Source organism: Allorhizobium sp. nf9_anc, from assembly GCF_056323085.1.
The window spans coordinates 1,876,531-1,899,102 of record NZ_CM150481.1 but is presented as its reverse complement, the minus strand read 5'-3'; the positions used below and the strand labels follow the sequence as shown (position 1 = coordinate 1,899,102).

Genomic DNA, 22,572 nt, shown 5'->3' with positions numbered 1-22,572 from the left:
CTCAAGGGCGGCGTTCTCATGGCGATTTTCAGGCTGTTACTCTGCCGCTTCCGCGTAGGCTTCCATCGGCGGGCAGGTGCATACCAGGTTGCGGTCGCCGTAGACATTGTCGACGCGGTTGACCGATGACCAGTACTTGTCCACCCGGAAGGCGCCCGGCGGGTAGCAGGCCTGTTCGCGGCTGTAGGGACGTGTCCATTCGCCCACCAGATCCTCCACCGTATGCGGTGCGTTCTTCAGCGGGTTGTTGGCCTTGTCCATCCGGCCTTCCTCGATGTCGCGGGCTTCCTCGCGGATCGCCAGCATCGCATCGCAGAAGCGGTCTATCTCGGCCTTGGTCTCCGATTCCGTCGGCTCGATCATCAGCGTGCCTGCCACCGGCCAGCTCATGGTCGGCGCATGGAAGCCGCAGTCGATAAGACGCTTGGCAACATCGTCGACGGTTACGCCGGCAGAGGCCTGCAGCGGACGGGTGTCGATGATGCATTCATGCGCCACGCGACCCGAGGCCGACGTATAGAGCACGTCATAGGCGCCCTTCAGCCGTGCCGCGATATAGTTGGCGTTGAGGATCGCGACTTTCGTCGCCTGTGTCAGACCTTCGCCGCCCATCATCAGGCAGTAGGACCAGCTGATCGGCAGGATCGACGGCGAGCCATAGGGGCCGGCCGAAACCGCACCCGGACGACCGTCGGTGACGACATGGCCCGGCAGGAAGGGAGCCAGATGCGCCTTGACGCCGATCGGACCCATGCCCGGACCGCCACCACCATGCGGAATGCAGAAGGTCTTGTGCAGGTTGAGGTGGGAAACGTCCGAGCCGATGTCGCCCGGACGCGAGACGCCGACCATGGCGTTCATGTTCGCCCCGTCGAGATAGACCTGACCGCCGAACTGGTGGGTGATCTCGCAGATCTCGCGCACCGTCTCCTCGAACACGCCATGCGTCGAGGGATAGGTGATCATGCAGCAGGAGAGATTGTCCGCGTGCTGTTCCGCCTTGGCGCGGAAGTCGTCGAGATCGACGTCGCCGTTTTCCTTCGACTTGACCGGCACGACCGTCATGCCGACCATCTGGGCGGATGCCGGGTTGGTGCCGTGTGCGGAGGTAGGGATCAGGCAGACGGTGCGATGGTTATCGCCACGAGCGAGGTGATAGGCGCGGATCGTCAGTAGACCGGCATATTCACCCTGCGCGCCCGAATTCGGCTGCATCGAGATCGCGTCATAACCGGTGACCGCGCAGAGCTTCTCCGAGAGATCGTCGATCATCTCCTTGTAGCCCAGCGCCTGATCGGCCGGAACGAAGGGATGGATGTCGGAGAATTCCGGCCAGGTGATCGGCAGCATTTCCGCTGTCGCGTTCAGCTTCATCGTGCAGGAGCCGAGCGGGATCATCGCCCGGTCGAGCGCGAGGTCGCGGTCCGAGAGCCGGCGGATGTAGCGGGTCATCTCGCTTTCCGCACGGTTCATGTGGAAGATTGGATGCGTCAGATACTCGCTGGTGCGCAGCAGATCCGTCGGCAGGCGGTAGTCTGCCGAGAAGTCCTCGACCTTGAAGCTGCCGCCGAAGGCGCGCCAGACGGCTTCGAGCACGGCTGGGCGTGTGCGCTCGTCGAGCGCGATGCCGACCTTGGTCTGGCCAACCTTGCGAAGGTTCACACCTTCCGCGACTGCCGCGCGCATGACGAGGCCCTGCATGTGGCCGACTTCGACGGTGATCGTGTCGAAGAAGGTCTCCGGCTCGATCGTGTAGCCGAGCTTTTCCAGCCCCTTCGCCAGGATGACCGTCTTCTGGTGCACCTGCTGGGCGATCGCCTTCAGGCCCTGCGGACCATGAAAGACGGCATACATCGAGGCCATGACGGCGAGCAGAACCTGCGCGGTGCAGATGTTCGACGTCGCCTTTTCGCGGCGGATATGCTGTTCGCGGGTCTGCAGCGACAGGCGATAGGCGCGGTTACCGCGGGCATCGACGGAGACGCCGACGAGACGGCCAGGCATCGAGCGCTTGATCGCATCCTTGACCGCCATATAGGCCGCGTGCGGACCGCCGTAACCCATGGGTACGCCGAAACGCTGGGTCGAACCGATGGCAATGTCGGCACCCATTTCGCCTGGTGATTTCAACAGCAGCAGCGCGAGAATGTCGGCCGCGACAGCGGCGAGTGCGCCGGTCTGGTGCAGACGGGCGATCAGGCCGGAAAAGTCACGGACATGGCCGTGCGTGCCCGGATACTGGAAAATCGCGCCGAAGACTTCCGTCGGATCGAGGTCGGTGAAGGGATCGCCGACGGTGACCGTCCAGCCAAGCGGCTCGGCGCGGGTCTGGATGACGGCGATGGTCTGCGGATGGCAGTCCTTGTCGACGAAGAAGCCGGTGGCCTTGGTCTTGGCACTGCGCTGGCAGAGCGCCATGGCTTCGGCAGCAGCGGTGGCCTCGTCGAGCAGCGAGGCATTCGCGACATCGAGACCGGTCAGGTCCGTGACCATGGTCTGGAAGTTCAGAAGCGCCTCAAGGCGCCCCTGCGAAATCTCCGGCTGGTAGGGCGTGTAGGCCGTGTACCAGGCGGGGTTTTCCAGGATGTTGCGCTGGATGACCGGAGGCGTGATGGTGCCATAATAGCCCTGGCCGAGGAGCGAGGTCAGGACCTTGTTCTTGTTCGCCGTCTCGCGCAGCTTGTCGAGCGCCTCGCGCTCGGTCATCGCCGCACCCCAGGTGAGCGGCACCTTCTGGCGGATCGAGCCGGGGACGGTGGCGTCGATCATCTCGTCGAGCGAGTGATAACCGATCACCTTCAGCATCTCGGTCATTTCGGCGGGCGAAGGACCGATATGGCGCCGATTGGCGAAGTCGTAAGGATCGTAATCCGTGAACTGGAATTCCGTCGTCATCAGGCGATCAGCTCCTTATAGGCGGCTTCATCGAGCAGGGCGTCGGCATCAGAAGGGTTGGCGAGCTTCAGCTTGAAGAACCAGGCGGCACCTTCCGGATCGGAATTGACCAGCGACGGATCGTCGACGATCGCCTGGTTGATCTCGACCACTTCGCCGTCGAGCGGGCAGTAGACGTCGGACGCTGCCTTGACGCTCTCGACGGTCGCGGCGGTGCCATCCTTCTTGAAGCTGGACCCTTCGTCCGGCAGTTCGACGAAGACGAGATCGCCGAGCTGGCCGGCGGCATGCGTGGTGATGCCGACGGTTGCGACATCGCCTTCGATCTTCAGCCATTCGTGTTCAGCGGTGAATTTCAGCATGGGTTCTCTCCGGAGATTTTTCTTCAGCGTTTGTAGGTGGGGGTGACGAAAGGAAGGGCGGTGACGGTGAGGGGCAAGAACTTGCCGCGCACCTCCGCGAAAACCTGGGTGCCGGGGGCGCCCATCTCTGTCGGCACATAGCCCATGGCAACAGGGCCTTCGGCGCTTGGGCCGAAACCGCCGGATGAGACGTGACCGATCTCGGTCTGACCTTCGGCATCGGAAAACAGCTTTGCCGGCGGACGCACCGGCGCCTTGCCCTCGGGCTTCAGCCCGACGCGGCGGCGGGAAACGCCATTCTCGAGCTCAGCGAGGATAAGCGCTGCACCCGGAAAGCCGCCCGCACGGGGGCCACCGTTGCGGCGCACCTTCTGGATTGCCCATTCGATCGACGCTTCCACAGGCGAAGTGCTCGTATCGATGTCGTTGCCGTAGAGGCAGAGGCCGGCTTCGAGGCGCAGCGAATCGCGGGCGCCGAGGCCAATGGGCTGACAGTCCGGCTGGTCGAGCAGCGCCTTGGCGAGATCGGTGGCGCGGTCAGCCGGCACAGAGATCTCGAAGCCGTCTTCGCCGGAATAGCCCGTACGGGAGGCGAGGGCAGGGATTTCGCCCAAGGCAAGCTCGCGCACATCCATGAACTTCATGGCGGTGACATCGGAATTGAGCGTTGCCAGAACGGCTTCCGCCTTCGGGCCCTGGAGGGCGAGAAGTGCCCGGTCGTCATGCACGAGAACCTGAACGCCATTGGGCAGCTTTGCCCTTAGATGCGCGATATCCGCATCCTTGCAGCCGGCATTGACCACGACCAGCAGGCGTTCGCCGAGCCGTGAAATCATCAGATCGTCGAGGATGCCTCCATTGTCGTCGGTGAAGAAACCGTAGCGCTGGCGCCCATCCTTCAGGCCGAGGATATCGACGGGAACAAGAGTTTCGAGCGCCCTAGCCGCGTCTTCATAAGTGCCGGAGGCCGCAACCAGTTCGACCTGGCCCATATGGGAAACGTCGAAGAGACCAGCGGCCGAACGGGTGTGCAGGTGTTCCTTCAGCACGCCGGCCGGATACTGCACCGGCATGTCGTAGCCGGCGAAGGGCACCATCTTGGCGCCAAGCGATACGTGAAAGTCATAAAGGGGGGTGCGTTTGAGTTGGGTCTGATCGTCCAAGACGTCGCCTCCGGGGTTGAGCGCTCGCGCGCTTGCTCAAGTCTGGGCACGGTTGTGCCGCTTCATGAGCCCCCTCTGTCCTTGTGCCTGAGATTGTTATCCCTTCGGCGCGGCCCGCTTTGGAAACGGGTCTCTCTCCAGAGTGCAGTCGACGCCTTGTGGTCCTTTTGCCTGAGAGTTTCCGGGGCGGTTGCTCCTTCGGCTCCGGATCAAACCGGTATCTCCCAACAAGGTCATGAAGGCATTATCTGGCAGTGTGGCGGCTTGGCAAGAGGCTGCGTCGCTCGCAAGCAGATTTTTGTCGCTTGGGCATCATGTTTGCGACAGCCGGGTCTCGAGTAGGGTGGGCCACGGGCGCGGCATCTCGCCACTTGGCAGGACGGTCACATCGCGATAATGCAATGGTCCGAACGGGGACGACGATGAAACCGAAGGTCAAGACAGCGACGATCATCTTCCGCATTTTTTGCGCCATGGTCTTCCTGTCGGTTGGTTTTGGCCATCGAACACCTGCCGCCATCGCGGCAGATGTACAGTCGCTTGCCTACAGCCTTCCTGACGGCAGCTTTGCCGACCTATGCATTGCTGACCAGGGTCAGAAACACGCCAAGTCCGCCGGCGATTGCGAAGCCTGCCGACTTGCGGGCGCGGTCATCCTGCCTTCACCCTCGGATCAGTCCTGGCTTGTCAGTGCGTTTTCAAGCCTTGGGCAGGTCAGGCCCGTCGCCGCGACAGAACGCTCCCGTTATCTCCTCGACCGTCCTCGCCTGCGCGGGCCGCCGCTCACCGTCTGATCGTTTTCACCATCAGACAATGACGGACGACCGCCGACGGCAAAAATGGACCGCGGCACGGAGAGACACCCATGAAGACCCAACTGATTCTCGCAACCACGATCGTAACGCTCGCCACGACCACATCGGTGTTCGCGCATGCGACATTCGCCAACCAGCCTGCCAAGGTCGGCTCTTATGTCGCCGCCACCCTTCAGGTGCCGCATGGCTGTGACGGCAAGGCAACCAACGAAGTCCAGATCAAGCTGCCGGAAGGCTTCATCTCCGCCAAGCCGATGCCAAAGGCCGGCTGGGAAGTGGAAGTCATCACCGGCGACTACCAGAACAGCTACGACAACCACGGCAAGGCCGTGAAATCCGGCCCGGTCGAAATCCGCTTCAAGAACGGTGACCTGCCGGACAATTTCTACGACACCTTTACCGTCTACGGAAAGATCGCGGCCGGCGATCCGGCAACGGGTCTCGCCTTCCCGACGGTTCAGCTCTGCGGCACGGATGGCAAGGTTGCCTGGGATCAGATCGCGGCACCAGGCCAGGATCCGCATGACCTCGATGGTCCGGCGCCTGTTCTGCAGCTCGTGGCAGCTGAAGGTGACGCGCATGGCGGTCACGGGGCACACGGCGCCCATGCTGGTCATGCCGCTCCTGCCGAACAGGCCGCAGCAGACGGTCATGGCGCCCATGGTGCGCATGGCGATCACGCCGGTCATGGTGATCACATGGCGGCTGCAGATCCAGGCGGCTTCGAGACGGTCACTGCAGGAGACCTTGAGCTAACGGCCGGCTTCACCAAGGCCATGCTCCCCGGTCAGCCTGTTGGCGGCGGTTTCATCACCATCACCAACAAGGGCGGCGAAGACGACAAGCTGGTGTCTGCGACCTCGGCCCAGGCCGGCGAAGTGCAGCTGCACGAAATGGCGATGGAAGGTGACGTCATGAAGATGCGCCAGCTGACCGACGGTATTGCCGTTCCGGCCGGCAAGACCGTCGAGCTGAAGCCTGGCGGCCTGCATCTGATGTTCTTCAAGGTGGCCGAGGCCTTCAAGGAAGGTTCGACCGTCAACGTCACGCTCACCTTCGAAAAGGCCGGTGCCGTGGACGTCGTCCTGCCGGTCGGCCCGGCCAGAAGCAACTGATCCACTTCAGTCTCGCATAAAAAGAAGCCGCGACCGTCAACCGGTCGCGGCTTTTTCATGGGCTTGGGAGGGAGAGGTCAGGCTACAGAGTTCTTGTAGGCTTCGATCGTTTCCTTCAGCGTCGCCTGTTCATAGCGAGCCTGCGTGGAGGTCAGGAAGTAGAGGGCGAGTGCCGGCGGCTGCACGACATTCACCAAAGCCCGCAGTCGCAGATCTTCGCTCTGTGCAGCCTGCTGTGCCAGCACACGGGTATGCTCTTCCACATACGTGGCACGGGAGACGCGCTGTGGCGGCTTCACCGGTTCCATCGCATACGCTGCGGTTTGTGCTGAGACTGTGACAACCTGTGTCATGGGCGTTTTCCAGATTACATAACGATATTAGCATAAACTACGGTTATCTATGCATCTTTAAGTCGAATTATGAGATTTGAATAAAAGTCTAATGGTTGCAAATCGCTATAATCGCGCCCGCACTGGCGCCCTCATTGCGCCAGATCAAGGCGGATTTTTCCCATGAGAGGATAGTGGCTCATCATGACACGAGGAGCCGAGACATGATCATTCTTGTCGGTTATGCGACCATCGAGGGACAGACGCGCAAGATTGCGGAAGCGATTGCTGCGAACATCGAGGCGGGAGGCGATCGGGCCCTGCTGTTCGACATCACGTCGGGTGCGGAATACGCGCTTGGCCATCCCGAGGCGGCGATCCTCTGTGCACCCGTCCATGCGGCCCGCTATCCACACGCCTTTGCAAGCTTTGTGCGCCAGGAGGCATCCTGGCTGAACGGCGTGCCTTCGGCTTTTGTCTCGGTTTCGATGCTGATCCGCAGCGAGTTCGAAGAGGAGCAGGAAGAGGCGACGCACTTTCCGGACGGACTGCTCGCCGAGACGGGCTGGAAGCCCGCCCGTGTTCATCATGCGGCCGGCGCACTGCGCTACACCGAATATGACTTCTTCAAGCGCTGGATCATCCGGCGCATGGCCGAACACGAGAATGCGCCGACCGATGTAAGCCGCGACCATGAATTCACCGACTGGGTGGCCCTGAAAGCCTTTGTCGACGACGTCCTGAAGCTGGCAAAGGCTTGACGCGCTAGCCTCGAAGGGTTTGAACGGCTGGAGACAACAGCCGCTCAAGCCGGAGGCATCCATGTTTCATATCCTGCTGGTCGCGATCGGTGGCGCGACAGGATCGGTGGCCCGCTATCTGAGCGGGCTGGCGATGACGCGGCTCTTGGGCCCCGCCTTTCCCTGGGGCACGATCACCGTCAACATCGTTGGATCCTTTGCGATCGGCCTGCTGACGGAGCTTGTCGCCCGCAAACTGGCAGCACCCGTGGAGATGCGGCTGCTGCTCGTGGTCGGCTTCCTCGGCGGCTTCACGACATTCTCATCCTTCTCCCTCGACACCATGGCGCTCGTCGAGCGGGGCGCTGTGCTGACCGCTTTCGCCTATGTCGCGGCAAGCGTCGCCCTGTCACTCGCGGCCGCTTTTGGCGGCCTTGCCCTTGGGCGCAGCCTGTTCTGAGCAGCCTGCCTGCATTTCCGCTTTCCCTTTCCGGCCGAAATCTACTAAAGGCACGGGATAAGTGGGTGGAGAACCCGAGCACGAAAGATTTCCCTGATGGCAGGCATCGAACATATCACCGTGGAAGCCGATGAGGCGGGCATGCGGCTCGACCGTTGGTTCAAGATCCACTATCCGGGTCTCGGCTTCGGCGCGCTTCAGAAGCTGCTGCGCTCAGGTCAGGTCCGTGTCGACGGCGGTCGCGTCAAGACCGATGCCCGCGTTCAGCCCGGCCAGGTGGTGCGTGTGCCGCCCATGGATGTCGACGCCAAGAAGACCGGCCCGATCGCAAGCCACGACCTGAAGCATGGCGACGACCACGAACTCCTGTCGCGCATGCTGCTGCATGAAGACGAAAAGGTCTTTGTGCTCAACAAGCCCGCCGGCCTTGCCGTGCAGGGCGGCTCGGGTCTCAATCGCCACATCGACAAGATGCTCGAAGCCTGGACGAGCAGGAAGGGCGAAAAGCCGCGCCTCGTGCACCGGCTCGACCGCGACACCTCGGGCGTGCTCGTCGTTGCCCGCACCCGTGGCGCTGCCCAGAAGCTGACGGCTGCGTTCCGCGAGCGCGACACCAAGAAGATCTACTGGTCGCTGGTAAAGGGCGTTCCGCGCAAGCACGAAGACAAGATCTCGACCTGGCTCACCAAGGACCAGACCGATGAGGGCGACCGGATGCGGGTCTGCAAGCACGGCGAGGACGGGGCGGACCACGCCATCACCTATTACCGTGTGATCGATACGGCAGCCCAGAACCTCGCCTGGCTGGAGATGGAGCCCTACACAGGTCGGACGCACCAGCTGCGCGTCCATGCGCTCCATATTGGCCATCCGATCATCGGCGACCCCAAATACTTCATCGACGACCACAACTGGGACTTCCCCGGCGGCGTCCAGAAGCGCCTGCATCTGCACGCGCGCTATATCGACCTGCCGCATCCCAATGGTGGTCGCCTGAAGGTGACCGCACCGCTGCCGCCGCACATGGTCCAGACCTGGAACCTGCTCGGCCTCGACCAGCGCGATGGTGACAGGGACGGCGAATGAAGCTTGTACTCTTCGATTGCGACGGCACGCTGGTCGACAGCGCCGGCCTGATCCACGAGGTCATGCGCCACACCTTCATCGCCTTTGGCAAGCCAGAGCCAGCACTTGAGACGACCAAATCGATCATCGGCCTGACGCTCGACATTGCGATCGCCCGTATGGACGGCAAGCCGCATGCCGACGATGAGGCGGTCGCCATGGCGGCCCACTACAAGAAGATCTTCGCTGATGTTCGACGGGACTCCGGTTTTGGCGAGACCATGTTCGACGGCATCCGTGAGGTGCTGGATGCCCTGATCGCGCGCGACGATATCTGGCTCGGCGCCGTGACCGGCAAGTCGCGGCGCGGACTGGAAATGATCCTTGAAGGCCATGGGCTGAAGCCCCATTTCCTGTTCTGCCGGACCGCCGACGAATGCCCCTCCAAGCCGCACCCGGCCATGGTGACGGAATGCTGCGACGAGGCAGGCATGGCGCCGCGTGAAACGATCGTCATCGGCGACGCGATCTACGACATGCAGATGGCAAAGGCCGCAGGCGCGACCGCGATCGGTGTTGCCTGGGGTTACGCCAATCCGGACGAACTCTGGAAGGCCGGAGCCGATGCCGTGGTCGAACGCCCCGCCGACCTTCTGGCCTATATCCACTAGGAGCCCTTGATGCGCGACGAACTCAGCCAGGACATTTTCGGGACCTTCATTCCGGAACCCAGCCATGAGGACCCGGTACGCCGGGCGCAGATCCAGATGAAGCGGCCGCTGCCGAAGCGCTTCTACGAGAGCGTTGGCATGGAGGAGCGTGAGGACGGCTTCTCGATCACCCTCGACGGCAAGTCGGTGAAGACGCCGGCCAAGAACCTGTTGACGCTGCCGACCCGCGAGGCGGCTGAACTTGTGGTGGCAGAATGGGCCGGGCAGGGCGAGTTTATCGACCCGGCGACCATGCCGGTCACCAAGCTCGCCAACACCGCGATCGACGCTGTCTCGAACAGCCTTTCCGAAGTGTTCGACGAGATCGTCCGTTTCGCCGGCACCGATCTGCTCTGCTACCGTGCAGACGGCCCAACGGAATTGATCGACCGCCAGGCAGCACGCTGGGATGCCGTGCTGTCCTGGGTCGCGACTGCCCACGGCGCCCGTTTCTTTCTTGTCGAAGGCGTGATGCATCAGGAGCAGCCGGCCGAGGCTGTGGCCGCTTACGCGCGCGCTCTTGAGCGCTACCGCGAGCCCTTCCAGATCTCCTGCCTCAACGTCGTAACGACGCTGACGGGCTCGGCTGTTCTGACCCTGGCCTTTGCCGAGGGTGCTTTCGATCTCGACGAAGTCTGGTCGCTGGCACATCTCGACGAGGACTGGACAATCGAGCATTGGGGCTCGGACGCCGAGGCCGAAGCGCGTCGTGAGGCGCGGTATGGCGAATTCGCGTCGGCAGCCTCACTCTTCGCGGCCCTTCAGCCCGCAAGTTAACCGTCCACTAACCATAAATGGCGAATTCTCGGGCAGGTCCAGAATCACCTGTCCGGGGTCGTCATGTTTGCTCGCAGTCTCCGCATCGCCGCAGCCGTCGGGCTCCTCATGGTGTTGGCATCCTGTACGCTGCTGCATGGCCGAAGCATCGACCGGCCGCTGGTCTACTACGTCCGCAATGTCACTGTTATGGCTGACGCCCGCATCCCGCTCGACCTGATCGAGAACGTTGATCGTCGCGTATCGTCAGCCATAGCCGCGACCCGGGCACCCGCGGGGGCCGAGCGCGTCGTGCTGCTGGTCAAGATCGACCATCTCGGCTTTGGCGAGGGCGCCCGACGCAGGCTCGCCCAGGCGAAGTTCACGGTGACAGCGACCTCCGTAGAAACGGGTGAGCCGGTGGCGCAAGGCTTCTTCACCGTCAACAGCCCGACAGACGATCCCCGTTGGACGCGTCAGGCGCTTGCCGAGGAGATTGCAGCGCGCATCCGTTTCGCCTTCTCGCTGACGACGCCGCGCATTCGCAAGTCGCAGCCACCACGCACGATATCCACCCGCCTTGTCTCCGACCCGCCGCCGGTCATCGTGCCGAATGCGCCAGCCTCTGTGCCGCGCGCGGCGGCGGTTATGCCCAAGGTCGAGCCGCAAAAGCCTGTGGCGGTGACGCCACCTGCCGCCGCCGCACAACCAGCACCCCAGGAGATGGCGGCGCCTCCGGTTGCCGAGGCTCCGGCTGTGCGTGCAACAGCTCCTGCACAGCCGGCGCGTCGTGCGGCTGACGTCGGGTCCGGCACACCTGTGGAGCAGGGAGCAAGCGGCACGATCCGGCTGCGCGCCGACTGCGATCCGTCCGTCACGCCGGATTGCGCCGCGAACCCATGATCGGCCCTTGGGTCGCGATGACGCAGCTGCAAGGCGCAGCCGTGATTGACTTGAACCTGACCTCGGCCTAATCCTCATGACGGATGGTTTCCGGACGACAGAGATGTTGTCCGGAGAGCAAAAGGGAATGCGAAGGCGTGGACCCCAACCGGGCATGCTGAACGCAGCCGACCCCGCGACTGTATTGCAGCGAGGGTTCTCCATCCGCTCTGACGTTTCAGGTGGTGACGGGTCGCAGTGTGTGACCGGCCTCTCGAGAACGACAGGATGGAAAAGCCACTGGGGTGGCAACACGATCAGCCGGGGCAGGACGCCTCTTTCTCTACGAATCGTCCGCTCTTTCGTGTTGCCTGCAAACCCTGGGAAGGCGAGGAGAACCCGACGGTCCTTTAAAGACCACGACCTGCGAGCCAGGAGACCTGCCATCCACGGGCATGGTGCCCATACTGGGGAGGTTTCCCCGTTGCCAGCACGGAGGTTGTCGTGGCGACGTCTTGCATCCGCGGGTCCTTGAGGCCCCGCCGATGCCGGTCCGTATGTGCGGATCGTGCATCGATCTATTCTTCGCGCGTGTTCGAAACACGCGCTGCAGGTTATCTGCGTGCGGTCTGGGGCCTTGGCACGCCATGACCGCATCCCAATCTCGATCCATCCTCGTTCTCGGCGGCGCCCGCTCGGGCAAGTCGCGTTTTGCCGAAACAACGGCGCGCGACACCGGCCTGGATCGCGTTTATCTGGCCACGGGCCGCGCCTGGGATGACGAGATGCGTGCCCGCATCGAGGCGCATAAGACCGACCGTGCCGATGACGGCTGGACGACGCATGAGGAGCCGCTGGATCTCGTCGGGTCGCTGAAGACGCTCGACAAGCCAGAGCGTGTGATCCTCGTCGACTGCCTGACCCTCTGGGTCACCAATCTGATGATGGAAGAAGGCCGTGACGTCGACGCAGACGGCGCGGCACTCGCCACCAGCCTTAGGGAACTCCAGGCCACCATCATCTTCGTCTCCAATGAAGTCGGCCTCGGCATCGTGCCCGAAAACAAGATGGCCCGCGCCTTCCGCGACCATGCCGGCCGTCTCCACCAAGCCATCGCCGCAGAGGCGGCTGAAGTCTATTTTATCGCGGCAGGTTTGCCGTTGAAAATGAAGGGTTGAACCATGTTGCAGCAAAAGATCCCCGCGACCGTCATCACCGGCTTTTTGGGGGCCGGCAAGACCACCATCATCCGCAACATGCTGATGAATGCCGGCGGCAAGAAGATTGCGCTGATCATCAATGAATTCGGCGATCTCGGCGTCGATGGCGACGTGCTGAGGGGCTGCGGCGCCGACAATTGCACCGAGGATGACATCATCGAACTCACCAATGGCTGCATCTGCTGCACGGTCGCAGACGACTTCGTGCCGACCATGCTCAAGCTGCTCGAGCGTGACGTGAAGCCCGACCACATCGTCATCGAAACCTCGGGTCTGGCGCTGCCGCAGCCTCTGGTCGCCGCCTTCAACTGGCCCGATATCCGCACCCGCGTCACCGTCGATGGCGTCGTGACTGTGGTCGACAGCGCGGCTGTCGCTGCCGGTCGTTTCGCGGACGACCATGACGCAGTCGCCGCCCAGCGTGCCGGAGACGACAATCTCGACCACGAGAGCCCGATCGAGGAACTCTTCGAGGACCAACTGACCTGCGCCGACCTTATCGTCCTCAACAAGACCGATCTGCTTGACGCTGCCGGCATTGCCGCTGTGCGCGCGGAAGTCACCGGCCGCACCAGCCGCAAGCCTTCGATGATCGAGGCAAAGAATGGCGAAGTGCCCTCGCTCGTCCTGCTCGGCATCGGCGCCAGCACCGAAGACGACATCGAAAATCGCAAGTCGCATCACGAGCTGGAGCATGAGGCCCTGCATGCCTCGGGCGAAGACCACGACCATCACCACGATCACGACGAATTCGAGAGCTTCGTCCTGAAGCTCGGCGCCATCAAGGACGCTTCCGATTTCATCGATCGCCTGAAGCCTGTCATCGAAAAGCACGACATCCTGCGCCTGAAGGGCTTCATCGACGTGCCGGGCAAGCCGATGCGCCTCGTCATCCAGGCCGTCGGCACCCGGATCGACACCTATTTCGACCGCCCCTGGACGAGCGCCGAAAAGCGCGAGACGCGCATCGTTGTCATCGGCCTGCATGAATGGGATTTCGGTGCGGTAGTTGAAGACGTCCAGGCAGCGGCCGGCTGATCCATGCATCTCCTGCTTGCCCAGAAGGGATCGATTAGCGACGGCGACGAGGCGATCGATCTTGGCCAGACGCCGGGGGACGTGCTGTTCCTCTCGGCGGCCGACACGGAGCTGGCTGCGATCGCAGCCGCCGTACAGGCGAGGGGCGAGCAGGCGGTTCGCTGGCGGCTTGCCAGCCTGATGACGCTGAAGCATCCGATGTCGGTCGACACCTACATCGAACGCACGGCACGCCATGCGCGGCTGATCGTGGTGAGGGCGCTGGGTGGTGCGAGCTACTTCCACTATGCGCTGGAGGCCCTGCACGCCTCAGCCCGCCGCAGCGGCGCGGCCATCGTCGTGCTGCCCGGTGACGACAAGCCGGACGAGGGGCTTTCGCCCTTCCAGAACAGCTCAGACGAGGACCGCGGCGCGCTGTGGACCTATCTGACCGAAGGCGGGGCGGGGAATGCCTCGGCTTTTGTGTCCTATGCCGAGGCTATTCTCGACGGTGCCGACCGACCGGAACCGGCGCGTCCGCTGCTGAAAGCCGGAATCTGGTGGCCGGGCAGGGGCGTGATCGGGGTTGAGGAATGGGAGGGCCTGGCCTTTCCTTCTCCCCGTCTACGGGGAGAAGGTGCCCGAAGGGCGGATGAGGGGCAAAGCACCGAGCAAGACCAGCCCCTAACCCTGACCCTCTCCTTGGCTGCAGGGAGAGGGAATATCGCCCCCCTCTGCTTCTACCGTGCCCTTGTCCAGAGCGGCGAAACCGCACCCGTCGAGGCCATGGTCGAAGCCTTGAAGGCTGAGGGCCTCGTTCCTCTGCCGGTCTTCGTGTCGAGCCTCAAGGACCAGGTCTCCGTCGATACGCTGCGGGCTATATTCAACCGCTTCCCGCCATCGGTTGTCATCAACACCACCGGTTTCGCCGTCTCGACGCCTGGCGCGGAAAAGCCGTCGACCGTGCTCGATGAGACGGGTGCCGTCGTGCTGCAGGCGATCTTCTCCTCCTCGCCACGCACCACCTGGGAGAATTCGAGCCAGGGCCTCAGCGCCCGGGACCTGGCGATGAGCGTGGCCCTGCCGGAAGTCGATGGCCGGGTTCTGACACGCGCCGTTTCCTTCAAGTCTAAGGCGCGGTTCGATGAGCGGGTCGAGGCCAATCTCGTCAGCCACGAGCCGGATGCCGGCCGCATGCGCTTCGTCGCCGAAATGGCCGCGAACTGGGCGACACTTCGCGCGACCGAGCCTGCAGACCGGCGCGTGGCATTGGTCATGGCCAACTACCCGAACCGTGACGGACGACTTGGTAATGGCGTCGGTCTTGATACTCCGGCAGGCACGATCGAAGTCATGCGCGCCATGCGCGCCGCCGGCTACGACGTCGCTGATCTGCCCGCTGACGGCGATGCGCTGATACAGGCGCTGATGGCTGGGCCGACCAACGCGGCGAATGACGGACGTGTCATCCGAGAACGGCTATCCCTCCGTGATTACAGGGGCTTATTCGATAGTCTTCCCAAAGAGGTTCAGGATCGCGTCACCGCCCGATGGGGCGCGCCGGAGAACGATCCCTTTCATCTCGACAACGCTTTTGCCCTGCCGCTCATGCGCTTCGGCAAGCTTGTCATCGGCATTCAGCCGGCGCGCGGCTACAACATCGATCCGAAGGAAACCTACCACTCGCCGGACCTCGTTCCGCCGCATGGCTATTTCGCCTTCTACGCTTTCCTGAGAAAGGAATTCGGGGTGCAGGCCATCATCCACATGGGAAAACACGGCAATCTCGAATGGTTGCCGGGCAAGGCGCTGGCGTTGTCGGAGACCTGTTTCCCGGAAGCCGTCTTCGGACCGCTGCCACATCTCTATCCCTTCATCGTCAACGATCCCGGCGAAGGCACGCAGGCCAAGCGTCGCAGCTCTGCCGTCATCATCGACCATCTGACGCCACCGCTGACGCGCGCGGAAAGCTATGGCCCGCTGAAGGACCTGGAGGCGCTGGTCGACGAGTATTATGAGGCCTCGGGCGGCGACCCGCGCCGGCTCGTTCTCTTGAAGAAACAGATCCTGGAACTGATCGCCGACATCGGCCTCGATCAGGATGCGGGCATCGCCGAGGGCGAGGCGGAAGATCAGGCGCTGGAAAAGCTCGACGCCTATCTCTGCGACCTCAAGGAAATGCAGATCCGCGACGGGCTGCACATCTTCGGGCTCGCGCCGGAGGGGCGGCTGCTGACCGATCTCGTTGTCGCGCTGGCCCGGGTGCCACGCGGCCAGGGCGAGGGCGGTGATGCGAGTTTGCAGCGCGCGATCGCTGGGGATCTGCTGAAGACTGAAGGCTTCGACCCTCTCGACTGCGTCATGTCAGATCCGTGGACAGGCCCGAAGCCCGAGATCCTCGCCGATCTCATCGATACCTCTTGGCGCACTCATGGCGACACCGTGGAGCGCATCGAGCAACTCGCTGTACAGTTGGTCGCAGGCGGCGTCACGTGCCCATATGACTGGCCTCGCACCCAATCCGTGCTCACTGAAATCGAAACCCGCCTCAAGCCGGCCGTCGTCTCCTCCGGCCCTGCCGAAATCCAGGGGCTGCTCAAGGGGCTCGCCGGCCAGCTCGTTCCCCCAGGCCCCTCCGGTGCGCCGACGCGCGGGCGACCTGACGTGCTGCCGACGGGGCGAAACTTCTACTCCGTCGACAGCCGCGCTGTGCCGACACCGGCGGCCTATGAACTCGGCAAGAAATCCGCCGAGCTCCTGATCCAGCGTTACGTGCAGGACCATGGCCAATGGCCTGTTTCCTTCGGCATCACCGCCTGGGGCACGTCGAACATGCGCACCGGAGGCGATGATATCGCGCAGGCCCTAGCGCTGATCGGCGTCAAGCCGCTCTGGGACATGGCGTCGCGCCGCGTCACCGGTTTCGAGGTGATCCCGATGGCGGTCCTCGGACGACCACGTGTCGACGTGACGCTGCGCATTTCAGGCTTTTTCCGTGACGCCTTTCCAGAGCAGATCGCACTCTTCGACAAGGCGGTGCGAGCTGTCGCGGCACTCGACGAGGACGAGGGAGACAATCCGATTGCCGCGCGTGTGGGGGCCGAAACCGAAAAGCTGAGAGGTGAGGGGCTGGACGAAAAGCAGGCCGCCCGCCGCGCTGGCTACCGCGTCTTCGGCTCCAAGCCCGGCGCTTATGGCGCGGGCCTGCAGGCACTGATCGATGGAAAGGGCTGGACCGACCGCGCCGATCTCGCCGAAAGCTATCTCGTCTGGGGCGGTTACGCTTACGGCGCGGGCGAGGAGGGCAAGGCGGAACGCGGTTTGTTCGAGGAGCGGCTGCGCTCCGTTCAGGCCGTGGTGCAGAACCAGGACAACCGCGAACACGATCTGCTCGATAGCGACGATTACTACCAGTTCGAAGGCGGCATGACGGCGGCGATCGAGCATGTCGCTGGCGCCAGGCCCAAGGTCTATCACAACGACCATTCCCGGCCGGAAAAGCCCGTCATCCGCAGCCTTGAGGAAGAGATCGGCCGCGTGGTGCGCGCTCGTGTGGTCAATCCCAAGTGGATCGAGGGCGTCATGCGCCATGGCTACAAGGGCGCCTTCGAGATCACCGCGACGGTCGACTATATGTTCGCCTTTGCCGCGACGACGGGCGCCGTGCGGGATCACCATTTCGAGGCCGTCTACCAGGCGTTCATCCTCGACGAGCGGGTCCGCGATTTCATGGCCGACAAGAATGCACCGGCTCAGAAGGAGCTCGCCGAGCGGCTGATCGAGGCGATCGACCGCGGCCTGTGGACGCCGAAGAGCAATTCCGCCAAGTTCACGCTGAGCGAAATGGTCGAAGGAGGTGTGCATGCCTGACGTTCAGGATGGGAAACCGATGGTTTTGAGCGGCCATTGCCTGTGCGGAGGCGTGCACTTCCGCACCACTGGCTTTGTGCGCACCTCCGGCCATTGCCATTGTGAAAGCTGCCGCCGCGCCGCATCGTCCCCGGTCACCACCTTTTTCACGGTCCCGCGAGAGGGAACGGAGCTCTCTGGTGAAAGCCTCCGCTACTACGCGTCTTCGCCGGGCGTGCGCCGCGGCTTTTGCGGCAATTGCGGATCGCCGATGTCCTTTGAGACGGAGCGCCGACCTGAGGATATCGATCTGTATGTGGCGAGCCTCGATGAAGGCCTTTCCGTCCCGATCCGCGAGCACTGGCATTGGGACGAACGGGTCGACTGGTTGACGGTGGTCGACGACCTGCCGAAGAGCGAGGGCGGCGTGTGACGAAGTCGGTGCATATCGAGCTGGTGGAGGGCGAGGACGCTCTCTTGACCGGAGCGGTCGATGCCATTCTCGATGAGGCCGCCGAAGCGCTGGGACGCCCGTTCGAGGGTCGCAAGGTTCAGCTGCGGGCCCTGGACGCCGAGGGTCAGTTCCTCGGCGGGCTGATTGGCGCCCATCTGCAGCGCTGGTTTTTCGTCAAGCTTCTGGCTGTTTCGCCCGAGGCACGCGGCGGCGGCATCGGCGCGCGGCTTCTCACAAGAGCCGAAGCCATGGCGCGCGAGGATAGCCTCGTCGGCATTTATCTCGACACCTTCGAGTTCCAGGCGCCACGCTTCTACCTTCGCGAGGGCTATCGCGAGATCGGCCGTTTGCCGAAGGTCGGTGACGCGCCGCAGCGAATCTGGTTTGCAAAAGAATTTCAGGAATTTGGGAGTGCGACATGACCGAGGAAATCCCTGCGACCGGCGAGGCCGATCTCGCCCGCCATGCGGAAAAGATGGCCAAGAAGAAGGCCGCGCGTGACAAGATCATGGCAACGAAGACGGGCGAGAAAGGCCTGATCATCGTTCATACCGGCAAGGGCAAAGGCAAGTCGTCCGCCGCCTTCGGAATGATCTTCCGTCACATTGCACACGGCAAGAAATGCGCTGTGGTCCAGTTCATCAAGGGCGCCATGTCAACAGGCGAACGGGACATGATCCTCAAGCATTTCTCGGATCTGTGCGACTTCCACACCATGGGCGAAGGCTTCACCTGGGAAACCCAGGATAAGGCGCGCGATATTGAGATGGCGCAGGCTGCCTGGGAGAAGGCCAAGGAATTGATCCGCGATCCCTTGAATTCCATGGTGTTGCTCGATGAGGTCAACATCGCCATCCGCTACGACTATATCGATCTCGCAGACGTGCTGGAGTTCCTTGCAACCGAAAAGCCCCCGATGACCCATGTCGTATTGACCGGCCGCAACGCCAAGGACGAGCTGATCGAGCTTGCCGATCTCGTGACGGAGATGGAGTTGGTAAAGCACCCGTTCCGCTCGGGCATCAAAGCCCAGAGCGGGGTGGAGTACTAAGGGGGCGAACGGCCCAGGGCTGAGTACTCAGCGCCGAAGAAAATCTGGGAGCGACCTATTGTGGATCACTGACAGAATTTCGATGTCGGGAGACCGGATGGCGTAGAAGATCAGGTGCTCGCCCTGAGGAAAGGAATAGCAGTTATCACGGAGTTCGGGTCGCGCCCGACCGAGGAGGGGTTGCTCGGCAAGCCATCTGAACCGGTGCCTGAGTTCGCCAAGGTATTTCCGGCGTTGCTCATTGCCCCATTGCCGAGCGGTATAGTCATTGATCGCCTTGAGATCATCAGCCGCTTTCGGCGTAAGGCGATAGCGGCCGCTCAACGGTGATCAACCTCGACATCCGCCTCTATCAGACGGTCGAGAAAATCGTCGTCGACAAACACTCCCGCCTTCGCCTGTTGCCGGCCTTCATCGATTTGTACAAGAACGTCTGCAAGCTTGCGGTCCTGATCCTCCAGGCCTTTCAGCGCATCGCGCACGACCTCGTCCGCAGACGCATAGCGACCGCTCTTCACCTTTTCATCGATGAAATTCAGCCAATGAGCTCCAAGATCGAGAGCTGTCTTTGCCATGGTTCCTCTCTGCGGGCCCTGAATTGCCAAGAGTGAATATAGCGCTGCGCTCTCGCTCTGCAAAGAACGGAGTCTTCAGACCCCGATCCACACTCGGATAGGATTGGTCGGGTCAGCGAGCAGGCGGATCGCGAGTGCCACGCAGGTCACCACCAGCAGCGGTTTGATGATCCGGGCGCCCTGGCGCATGGCGAAGCGGGAGCCGGTCTGGGCGCCGAGGAATTGGCCCACGCCCATCAGAAGGCCGACTTTCCAGAGCACCACGCCGCTTGCGACGAAGACCAGGAATGCGCCGACATTGGAACCGAGGTTCAGAAGCTTCGTATGCGCCGTCGCCTTCAACATGCCAAAGCCCGCAAGGGAGACGAAGGCGAGCATGAAGAACGAGCCGGTGCCGGGGCCGAACACACCGTCATAGAGGCCGATCAGAGGCACAAGCGTCACGCCGAACATGAAGGGCGTCATGCGCTGATGGCGGTCTTCGTCGGAAATGTTCGGCTTCAGCGCAAAGTAGAGCGCGATGGCAACAAGCAGGAAGGGCATGAGCACCCGCAGAACGTCTCCCGGCACCACGGTTGCGATCAGGGCACCGATGACACCACCGATGACCGCCATGACAGCCATCGGCAGCTGCTTTTTCAGATCCACATGACCTTTGCGCGCATAGGCAAGCGTCGCGGAGCCAGCCCCGAACATCGATTGCAGCTTGTTGGTCCCAAGCGTTTCCAGTGGCGGAATGCCCGCGATCAGCATGGCGGGAATGGTGATCAAGCCGCCGCCACCGGCGATCGAATCGATGAAGCCGGCGATAAAGGCAGCGATGAACAAAAGCAGCAGGGCTTGGAAGGCGAGATCGGCCACGGGGAGACTCGTGAAGGGTGAGGGAAGGTGCCGTCGTTGTGGACCAAACGCCTCGGCCGCGCAACCTTGCAAGGCCGTGTCGTGCGGGTCGCAGAGGGGACATTCTGTGAACTGCCGCTTCCGTCACACAAAGCGCCGCAATCCGGTTTGACCGCTGGGTTAGGCTTCGATAAAGCTCAGGGTAATGTGCGACGGCGCCTGTTCGACAGGCTGGAAATAGTCCGGTGCGGCCGACCCAATCAGGGGGCCAATTCCGGAGCTGTCCCAAAGGCCATGGACCACGCCTGAAGAGGCGGATGGTTCGGCGCTTCGTACAGGCAGACAAAACGAAGCAGGGAGGCCTTAACCTATGGCGGAAAAACTCGGAATCATGGTCTGCGGGCACGGCAGCCGCAATCAGAACGCGGCGAAGGAATTCGCCGTGATCGCAGAGGCGCTGCGCGCCCGCAACCCCGACATGCCGGTCGAATACGGCTATCTCGAATTCTGCAATCCGGTGATTTCAGCCGGTCTCGACAGCCTGCGCGAACAGGGCGTGACCCGCGTGCTGGCCGTGCCCGGCATGCTCTTTGCCGCAGGCCACGCCAAGAACGACATTCCCTCGGTGCTCAACACCTATCAGGCACAGAACCCGGGCATGGTGGTCAATTACGGCCGCGAGCTTGGCATCGACCTGAAGATGATCCGCGCCGCTGGTGATCGCATTCAAGCGGCCGTCGACGAGGCGAACGAAACGCTCGGCTTCGTCGAGAAGCACGACACGCTGCTGATGGTAGTCGGTCGCGGCTCGTCCGATCCGGATGCCAATTCCAACGCCACCAAGGTCATGCGCATGCTCTGGGAAGGCATGGGCTTCGGTTGGGGCGAAACCTGTTATTCGGGTGTCACCTTCCCGCTGGTGGAGCCGGGCCTGACGCACGCCGCCAAGCTCGGCTACAAGCGCATCGTCGTCTTCCCCTATTTCCTGTTCACCGGCGTGCTGGTGAAGCGCATCTACAGCTATACTGACGAGGTGGCCGCGCGTTACCCGGAGATCCAGTTCGTCAAGGCGAGCTATCTGAACGACCACCCGCTGGTCCTCGATGCCTTCCAGGATCGGGTCAAGGAGATCCTCGAAGGCGCGGCCGTCATGAACTGCCAGATGTGCAAGTACCGCGAACAGGTGCTCGGCTTCGAAGCCGATGTCGGCCAGCCGCAGGAGAGCCATCATCACCATGTCGAGGGCATTGGCGGCGGTTTGGAAAACTGTCCCTGCAAGGGCGATTGTGACGCCTCCTGCCGCGATCCCGATTTCTGTCGCGAGCATGGCCTGCCGTGGACGCCGCTGCACAGCCATGCGGAACCGGCACCTTTGAAGCCAGTGCCCGTCGAGCCAACCTTCGACTACGCGCCGTCCTTCACACTCGGTGGCAAGTATGCCGGCCTCAAGGACAAGACCCCTGATGCCGATCTGCAGGCCGTGATGGACGCTCCGTCCTCCGGCAAGGCTGCCCAGCACGAGCATGGTCCCAACTGTGGTTGTGGTCATCATGACCACGATCATGGTCACGGACATCACCACGACCATGATCATCACCATGGCCACGATCACGGACACGACCATGGACATGCGCACGGTCATTCCCATGGTCACGGTCACGACCATCATCACGCACCTTACCCCCATGCCGACCATCCGCTGGGGCCGAAGTCGATGCAGAAGAAAAAGTAATGCCGCTCTTCGATCGCATCCTGATCGTCGACTGGTCCGGTGCCGGACAACCGGTGACGGGCAAGAACTCGCTCTGGGCGTGCCTCGCCCGGCGCGAGGGCGATCGGGTTGTGATCGACTGGAACGAGAATTTTGCGACCCGTCATGCCTTCATGCAGCGGCTTGATGTCGTGGTCGGCGCTGCGATTGCCGAAGGCCAACGACTGCTTTGCGGCTTCGACTTTGCCTTCGGCTATCCAGCGGGCACCGCCGAGCGACTGACGGGCAGGGCGGACTGGCGGGTCCTCTGGCGCAAGATCGCTGACGAGATCGAGGATGCGCCTGACAACCGCAACAACCGCTTCGATCTCGCCTCGCGCTGGAATGCCACCCATTTTGCCGGCGAGCCGCGCTTCTGGGGGCGGCCGCATCAGCATGCCTATGCCGATCTTTCCGACAAGAAGCCGCCAGCCCCTCAATCGGGGCCGCTTGCCTTCCGCCGATCGGAGTATTTTACCAAGGGGGCGAAGTCCGTCTGGCAGCTGACCTATAACGGCTCC

22 protein-coding genes and 2 riboswitches are annotated in these 22,572 nt (G+C 62.7%); of the genes, 15 read left to right on the top strand and 7 right to left on the bottom strand.

Annotation, left to right across the window (positions count from 1 at the left end):
- Window positions 1-36: 36 nt before the first annotated feature.
- Genes gcvP through gcvT form a run of 3 tightly spaced genes read right to left on the bottom strand, consistent with a single transcriptional unit; the run spans window position 37 to window position 4,420 of the window.
- Complete coding sequence (gene gcvP, locus AC02Y0_RS09060; protein ID WP_476383568.1) at window positions 37-2,895, bottom strand: aminomethyl-transferring glycine dehydrogenase; 2,859 nt, start codon at window positions 2,893-2,895, stop codon at window positions 37-39.
- Window positions 2,895-3,257 (bottom strand): glycine cleavage system protein GcvH, encoded by a 363-nt coding sequence (gene gcvH / locus AC02Y0_RS09055; protein ID WP_102019907.1) that lies wholly within the window; start codon window positions 3,255-3,257, stop codon window positions 2,895-2,897. Before gcvH ends, gcvP begins: the two co-directional genes overlap by 1 nt.
- Window positions 3,258-3,280: 23 nt before the next feature.
- Window positions 3,281-4,420 carry a glycine cleavage system aminomethyltransferase GcvT gene (gcvT, locus tag AC02Y0_RS09050; protein ID WP_476383567.1) on the bottom strand — a complete coding sequence of 380 codons (1,140 nt, stop codon included), beginning with the start codon at window positions 4,418-4,420 and terminating at the stop codon, window positions 3,281-3,283.
- A gap of 149 nt (window positions 4,421-4,569) precedes the next feature.
- Window positions 4,570-4,657: riboswitch (glycine riboswitch) on the bottom strand.
- A gap of 185 nt (window positions 4,658-4,842) precedes the next feature.
- Between gcvT and AC02Y0_RS09045 the strand changes: the two genes are divergently transcribed.
- Both AC02Y0_RS09045 and AC02Y0_RS09040 read left to right on the top strand, forming a co-directional pair.
- A complete protein-coding gene (locus AC02Y0_RS09045) occupies window positions 4,843-5,214 on the top strand; it encodes a hypothetical protein (RefSeq protein ID WP_476383566.1) in 372 nt (123 codons plus the stop codon).
- A gap of 71 nt (window positions 5,215-5,285) precedes the next feature.
- Window positions 5,286-6,350: a DUF1775 domain-containing protein gene (locus tag AC02Y0_RS09040; protein ID WP_476383565.1), complete on the top strand. Its 1,065-nt coding sequence runs from the start codon at window positions 5,286-5,288 to the stop codon at window positions 6,348-6,350.
- A gap of 77 nt (window positions 6,351-6,427) precedes the next feature.
- On the opposite strand, the gene AC02Y0_RS09035 is transcribed toward AC02Y0_RS09040, so the two are convergent.
- On the bottom strand, window positions 6,428-6,703 hold the full coding sequence (locus AC02Y0_RS09035) for a hypothetical protein (protein ID WP_476383564.1): 276 nt from the start codon (window positions 6,701-6,703) through the stop codon (window positions 6,428-6,430).
- Between the two features lie 203 nt (window positions 6,704-6,906).
- On the opposite strand from AC02Y0_RS09035, the gene AC02Y0_RS09030 reads away from it, so the two are divergent.
- The 12 genes from AC02Y0_RS09030 to cobO all read left to right on the top strand — a co-directional run bounded on the left by AC02Y0_RS09030 (window position 6,907) and on the right by cobO (window position 18,886).
- Complete coding sequence (locus AC02Y0_RS09030; RefSeq protein ID WP_476383563.1) at window positions 6,907-7,443, top strand: flavodoxin domain-containing protein; 537 nt, start codon at window positions 6,907-6,909, stop codon at window positions 7,441-7,443.
- 61 nt (window positions 7,444-7,504) lie between these two features.
- Window positions 7,505-7,882 carry a fluoride efflux transporter CrcB gene (gene crcB / locus AC02Y0_RS09025; RefSeq protein WP_476383562.1) on the top strand — a complete coding sequence of 126 codons (378 nt, stop codon included), beginning with the start codon at window positions 7,505-7,507 and terminating at the stop codon, window positions 7,880-7,882.
- 96 nt (window positions 7,883-7,978) lie between these two features.
- Window positions 7,979-8,968, top strand: coding sequence for an RluA family pseudouridine synthase (locus tag AC02Y0_RS09020; RefSeq protein WP_102019914.1), 990 nt, complete (start codon window positions 7,979-7,981; stop codon window positions 8,966-8,968).
- Window positions 8,965-9,618, top strand: a complete 654-nt coding sequence (locus tag AC02Y0_RS09015; RefSeq protein ID WP_102019915.1) for an HAD-IA family hydrolase — start codon at window positions 8,965-8,967, stop codon at window positions 9,616-9,618. The genes AC02Y0_RS09020 and AC02Y0_RS09015 overlap by 4 nt, the downstream gene beginning before the upstream one ends.
- Window positions 9,619-9,627: 9 nt before the next feature.
- The gene (locus tag AC02Y0_RS09010; protein WP_476383561.1) at window positions 9,628-10,434 is read left to right on the top strand and encodes an ATP12 family chaperone protein; all 807 of its coding nucleotides are present in this window, start codon (window positions 9,628-9,630) and stop codon (window positions 10,432-10,434) included.
- Between the two features lie 63 nt (window positions 10,435-10,497).
- Window positions 10,498-11,316 (top strand): hypothetical protein, encoded by an 819-nt coding sequence (locus AC02Y0_RS09005; RefSeq protein ID WP_476383560.1) that lies wholly within the window; start codon window positions 10,498-10,500, stop codon window positions 11,314-11,316.
- Window positions 11,317-11,383: 67 nt separating this feature from the next.
- A riboswitch (cobalamin riboswitch) is annotated at window positions 11,384-11,757 on the top strand.
- 185 nt (window positions 11,758-11,942) lie between these two features.
- On the top strand, window positions 11,943-12,473 hold the full coding sequence (gene cobU / locus AC02Y0_RS09000) for a bifunctional adenosylcobinamide kinase/adenosylcobinamide-phosphate guanylyltransferase (RefSeq protein WP_476383559.1): 531 nt from the start codon (window positions 11,943-11,945) through the stop codon (window positions 12,471-12,473).
- A gap of 3 nt (window positions 12,474-12,476) precedes the next feature.
- Window positions 12,477-13,553: a cobalamin biosynthesis protein CobW gene (gene cobW / locus AC02Y0_RS08995; protein ID WP_476383558.1), complete on the top strand. Its 1,077-nt coding sequence runs from the start codon at window positions 12,477-12,479 to the stop codon at window positions 13,551-13,553.
- Window positions 13,554-13,556: 3 nt separating this feature from the next.
- Window positions 13,557-17,402 (top strand): cobaltochelatase subunit CobN, encoded by a 3,846-nt coding sequence (cobN, locus tag AC02Y0_RS08990; RefSeq protein ID WP_476383557.1) that lies wholly within the window; start codon window positions 13,557-13,559, stop codon window positions 17,400-17,402.
- The gene (locus AC02Y0_RS08985) at window positions 17,395-17,814 is read left to right on the top strand and encodes a GFA family protein (RefSeq protein ID WP_476383556.1); all 420 of its coding nucleotides are present in this window, start codon (window positions 17,395-17,397) and stop codon (window positions 17,812-17,814) included. Before cobN ends, AC02Y0_RS08985 begins: the two co-directional genes overlap by 8 nt.
- Window positions 17,811-18,257, top strand: a complete 447-nt coding sequence (locus tag AC02Y0_RS08980) for a GNAT family N-acetyltransferase (protein ID WP_476383555.1) — start codon at window positions 17,811-17,813, stop codon at window positions 18,255-18,257. The genes AC02Y0_RS08985 and AC02Y0_RS08980 overlap by 4 nt, the downstream gene beginning before the upstream one ends.
- Window positions 18,254-18,886 carry a cob(I)yrinic acid a,c-diamide adenosyltransferase gene (gene cobO, locus AC02Y0_RS08975; protein WP_476383554.1) on the top strand — a complete coding sequence of 211 codons (633 nt, stop codon included), beginning with the start codon at window positions 18,254-18,256 and terminating at the stop codon, window positions 18,884-18,886. The genes AC02Y0_RS08980 and cobO overlap by 4 nt, the downstream gene beginning before the upstream one ends.
- Window positions 18,887-18,913: 27 nt before the next feature.
- Here cobO and AC02Y0_RS08970 read toward each other — a convergent pair whose 3' ends face one another.
- The 3 genes from AC02Y0_RS08970 to AC02Y0_RS08960 all read right to left on the bottom strand — a co-directional run bounded on the left by AC02Y0_RS08970 (window position 18,914) and on the right by AC02Y0_RS08960 (window position 20,322).
- A complete protein-coding gene (locus AC02Y0_RS08970; RefSeq protein ID WP_476383553.1) occupies window positions 18,914-19,210 on the bottom strand; it encodes a type II toxin-antitoxin system RelE/ParE family toxin in 297 nt (98 codons plus the stop codon).
- Window positions 19,207-19,461, bottom strand: a complete 255-nt coding sequence (locus AC02Y0_RS08965) for a type II toxin-antitoxin system ParD family antitoxin (protein WP_476383552.1) — start codon at window positions 19,459-19,461, stop codon at window positions 19,207-19,209. The genes AC02Y0_RS08970 and AC02Y0_RS08965 overlap by 4 nt, the downstream gene beginning before the upstream one ends.
- Before the next feature lie 75 nt (window positions 19,462-19,536).
- The gene (locus tag AC02Y0_RS08960; protein ID WP_476383551.1) at window positions 19,537-20,322 is read right to left on the bottom strand and encodes a TSUP family transporter; all 786 of its coding nucleotides are present in this window, start codon (window positions 20,320-20,322) and stop codon (window positions 19,537-19,539) included.
- A gap of 349 nt (window positions 20,323-20,671) precedes the next feature.
- On the opposite strand from AC02Y0_RS08960, the gene AC02Y0_RS08955 reads away from it, so the two are divergent.
- On the top strand, window positions 20,672-22,033 hold the full coding sequence (locus AC02Y0_RS08955) for a sirohydrochlorin chelatase (RefSeq protein WP_476383550.1): 1,362 nt from the start codon (window positions 20,672-20,674) through the stop codon (window positions 22,031-22,033).
- Window positions 22,034-22,572: the final 539 nt, after the last annotated feature.

Coding starts and splice junctions, on each gene's coding strand:
- AC02Y0_RS09010 (WP_476383561.1), top strand. CDS start 9,628: ATGCGCGACGAACTCAGCCAGGACATTTTCGGGACCTTCATTCCGGAA.
- crcB (WP_476383562.1), top strand. CDS start 7,505: ATGTTTCATATCCTGCTGGTCGCGATCGGTGGCGCGACAGGATCGGTG.
- AC02Y0_RS09015 (WP_102019915.1), top strand. CDS start 8,965: ATGAAGCTTGTACTCTTCGATTGCGACGGCACGCTGGTCGACAGCGCC.
- AC02Y0_RS09035 (WP_476383564.1), bottom strand. CDS start 6,703: ATGACACAGGTTGTCACAGTCTCAGCACAAACCGCAGCGTATGCGATG.
- AC02Y0_RS08965 (WP_476383552.1), bottom strand. CDS start 19,461: ATGGCAAAGACAGCTCTCGATCTTGGAGCTCATTGGCTGAATTTCATC.
- cobN (WP_476383557.1), top strand. CDS start 13,557: ATGCATCTCCTGCTTGCCCAGAAGGGATCGATTAGCGACGGCGACGAG.
- AC02Y0_RS09030 (WP_476383563.1), top strand. CDS start 6,907: ATGATCATTCTTGTCGGTTATGCGACCATCGAGGGACAGACGCGCAAG.
- gcvH (WP_102019907.1), bottom strand. CDS start 3,257: ATGCTGAAATTCACCGCTGAACACGAATGGCTGAAGATCGAAGGCGAT.
- cobO (WP_476383554.1), top strand. CDS start 18,254: ATGACCGAGGAAATCCCTGCGACCGGCGAGGCCGATCTCGCCCGCCAT.
- cobW (WP_476383558.1), top strand. CDS start 12,477: ATGTTGCAGCAAAAGATCCCCGCGACCGTCATCACCGGCTTTTTGGGG.
- gcvP (WP_476383568.1), bottom strand. CDS start 2,895: ATGACGACGGAATTCCAGTTCACGGATTACGATCCTTACGACTTCGCC.
- AC02Y0_RS09045 (WP_476383566.1), top strand. CDS start 4,843: ATGAAACCGAAGGTCAAGACAGCGACGATCATCTTCCGCATTTTTTGC.
- AC02Y0_RS09020 (WP_102019914.1), top strand. CDS start 7,979: ATGGCAGGCATCGAACATATCACCGTGGAAGCCGATGAGGCGGGCATG.
- AC02Y0_RS08955 (WP_476383550.1), top strand. CDS start 20,672: ATGGCGGAAAAACTCGGAATCATGGTCTGCGGGCACGGCAGCCGCAAT.
- AC02Y0_RS08985 (WP_476383556.1), top strand. CDS start 17,395: ATGCCTGACGTTCAGGATGGGAAACCGATGGTTTTGAGCGGCCATTGC.
- cobU (WP_476383559.1), top strand. CDS start 11,943: ATGACCGCATCCCAATCTCGATCCATCCTCGTTCTCGGCGGCGCCCGC.
- AC02Y0_RS09040 (WP_476383565.1), top strand. CDS start 5,286: ATGAAGACCCAACTGATTCTCGCAACCACGATCGTAACGCTCGCCACG.
- AC02Y0_RS09005 (WP_476383560.1), top strand. CDS start 10,498: ATGTTTGCTCGCAGTCTCCGCATCGCCGCAGCCGTCGGGCTCCTCATG.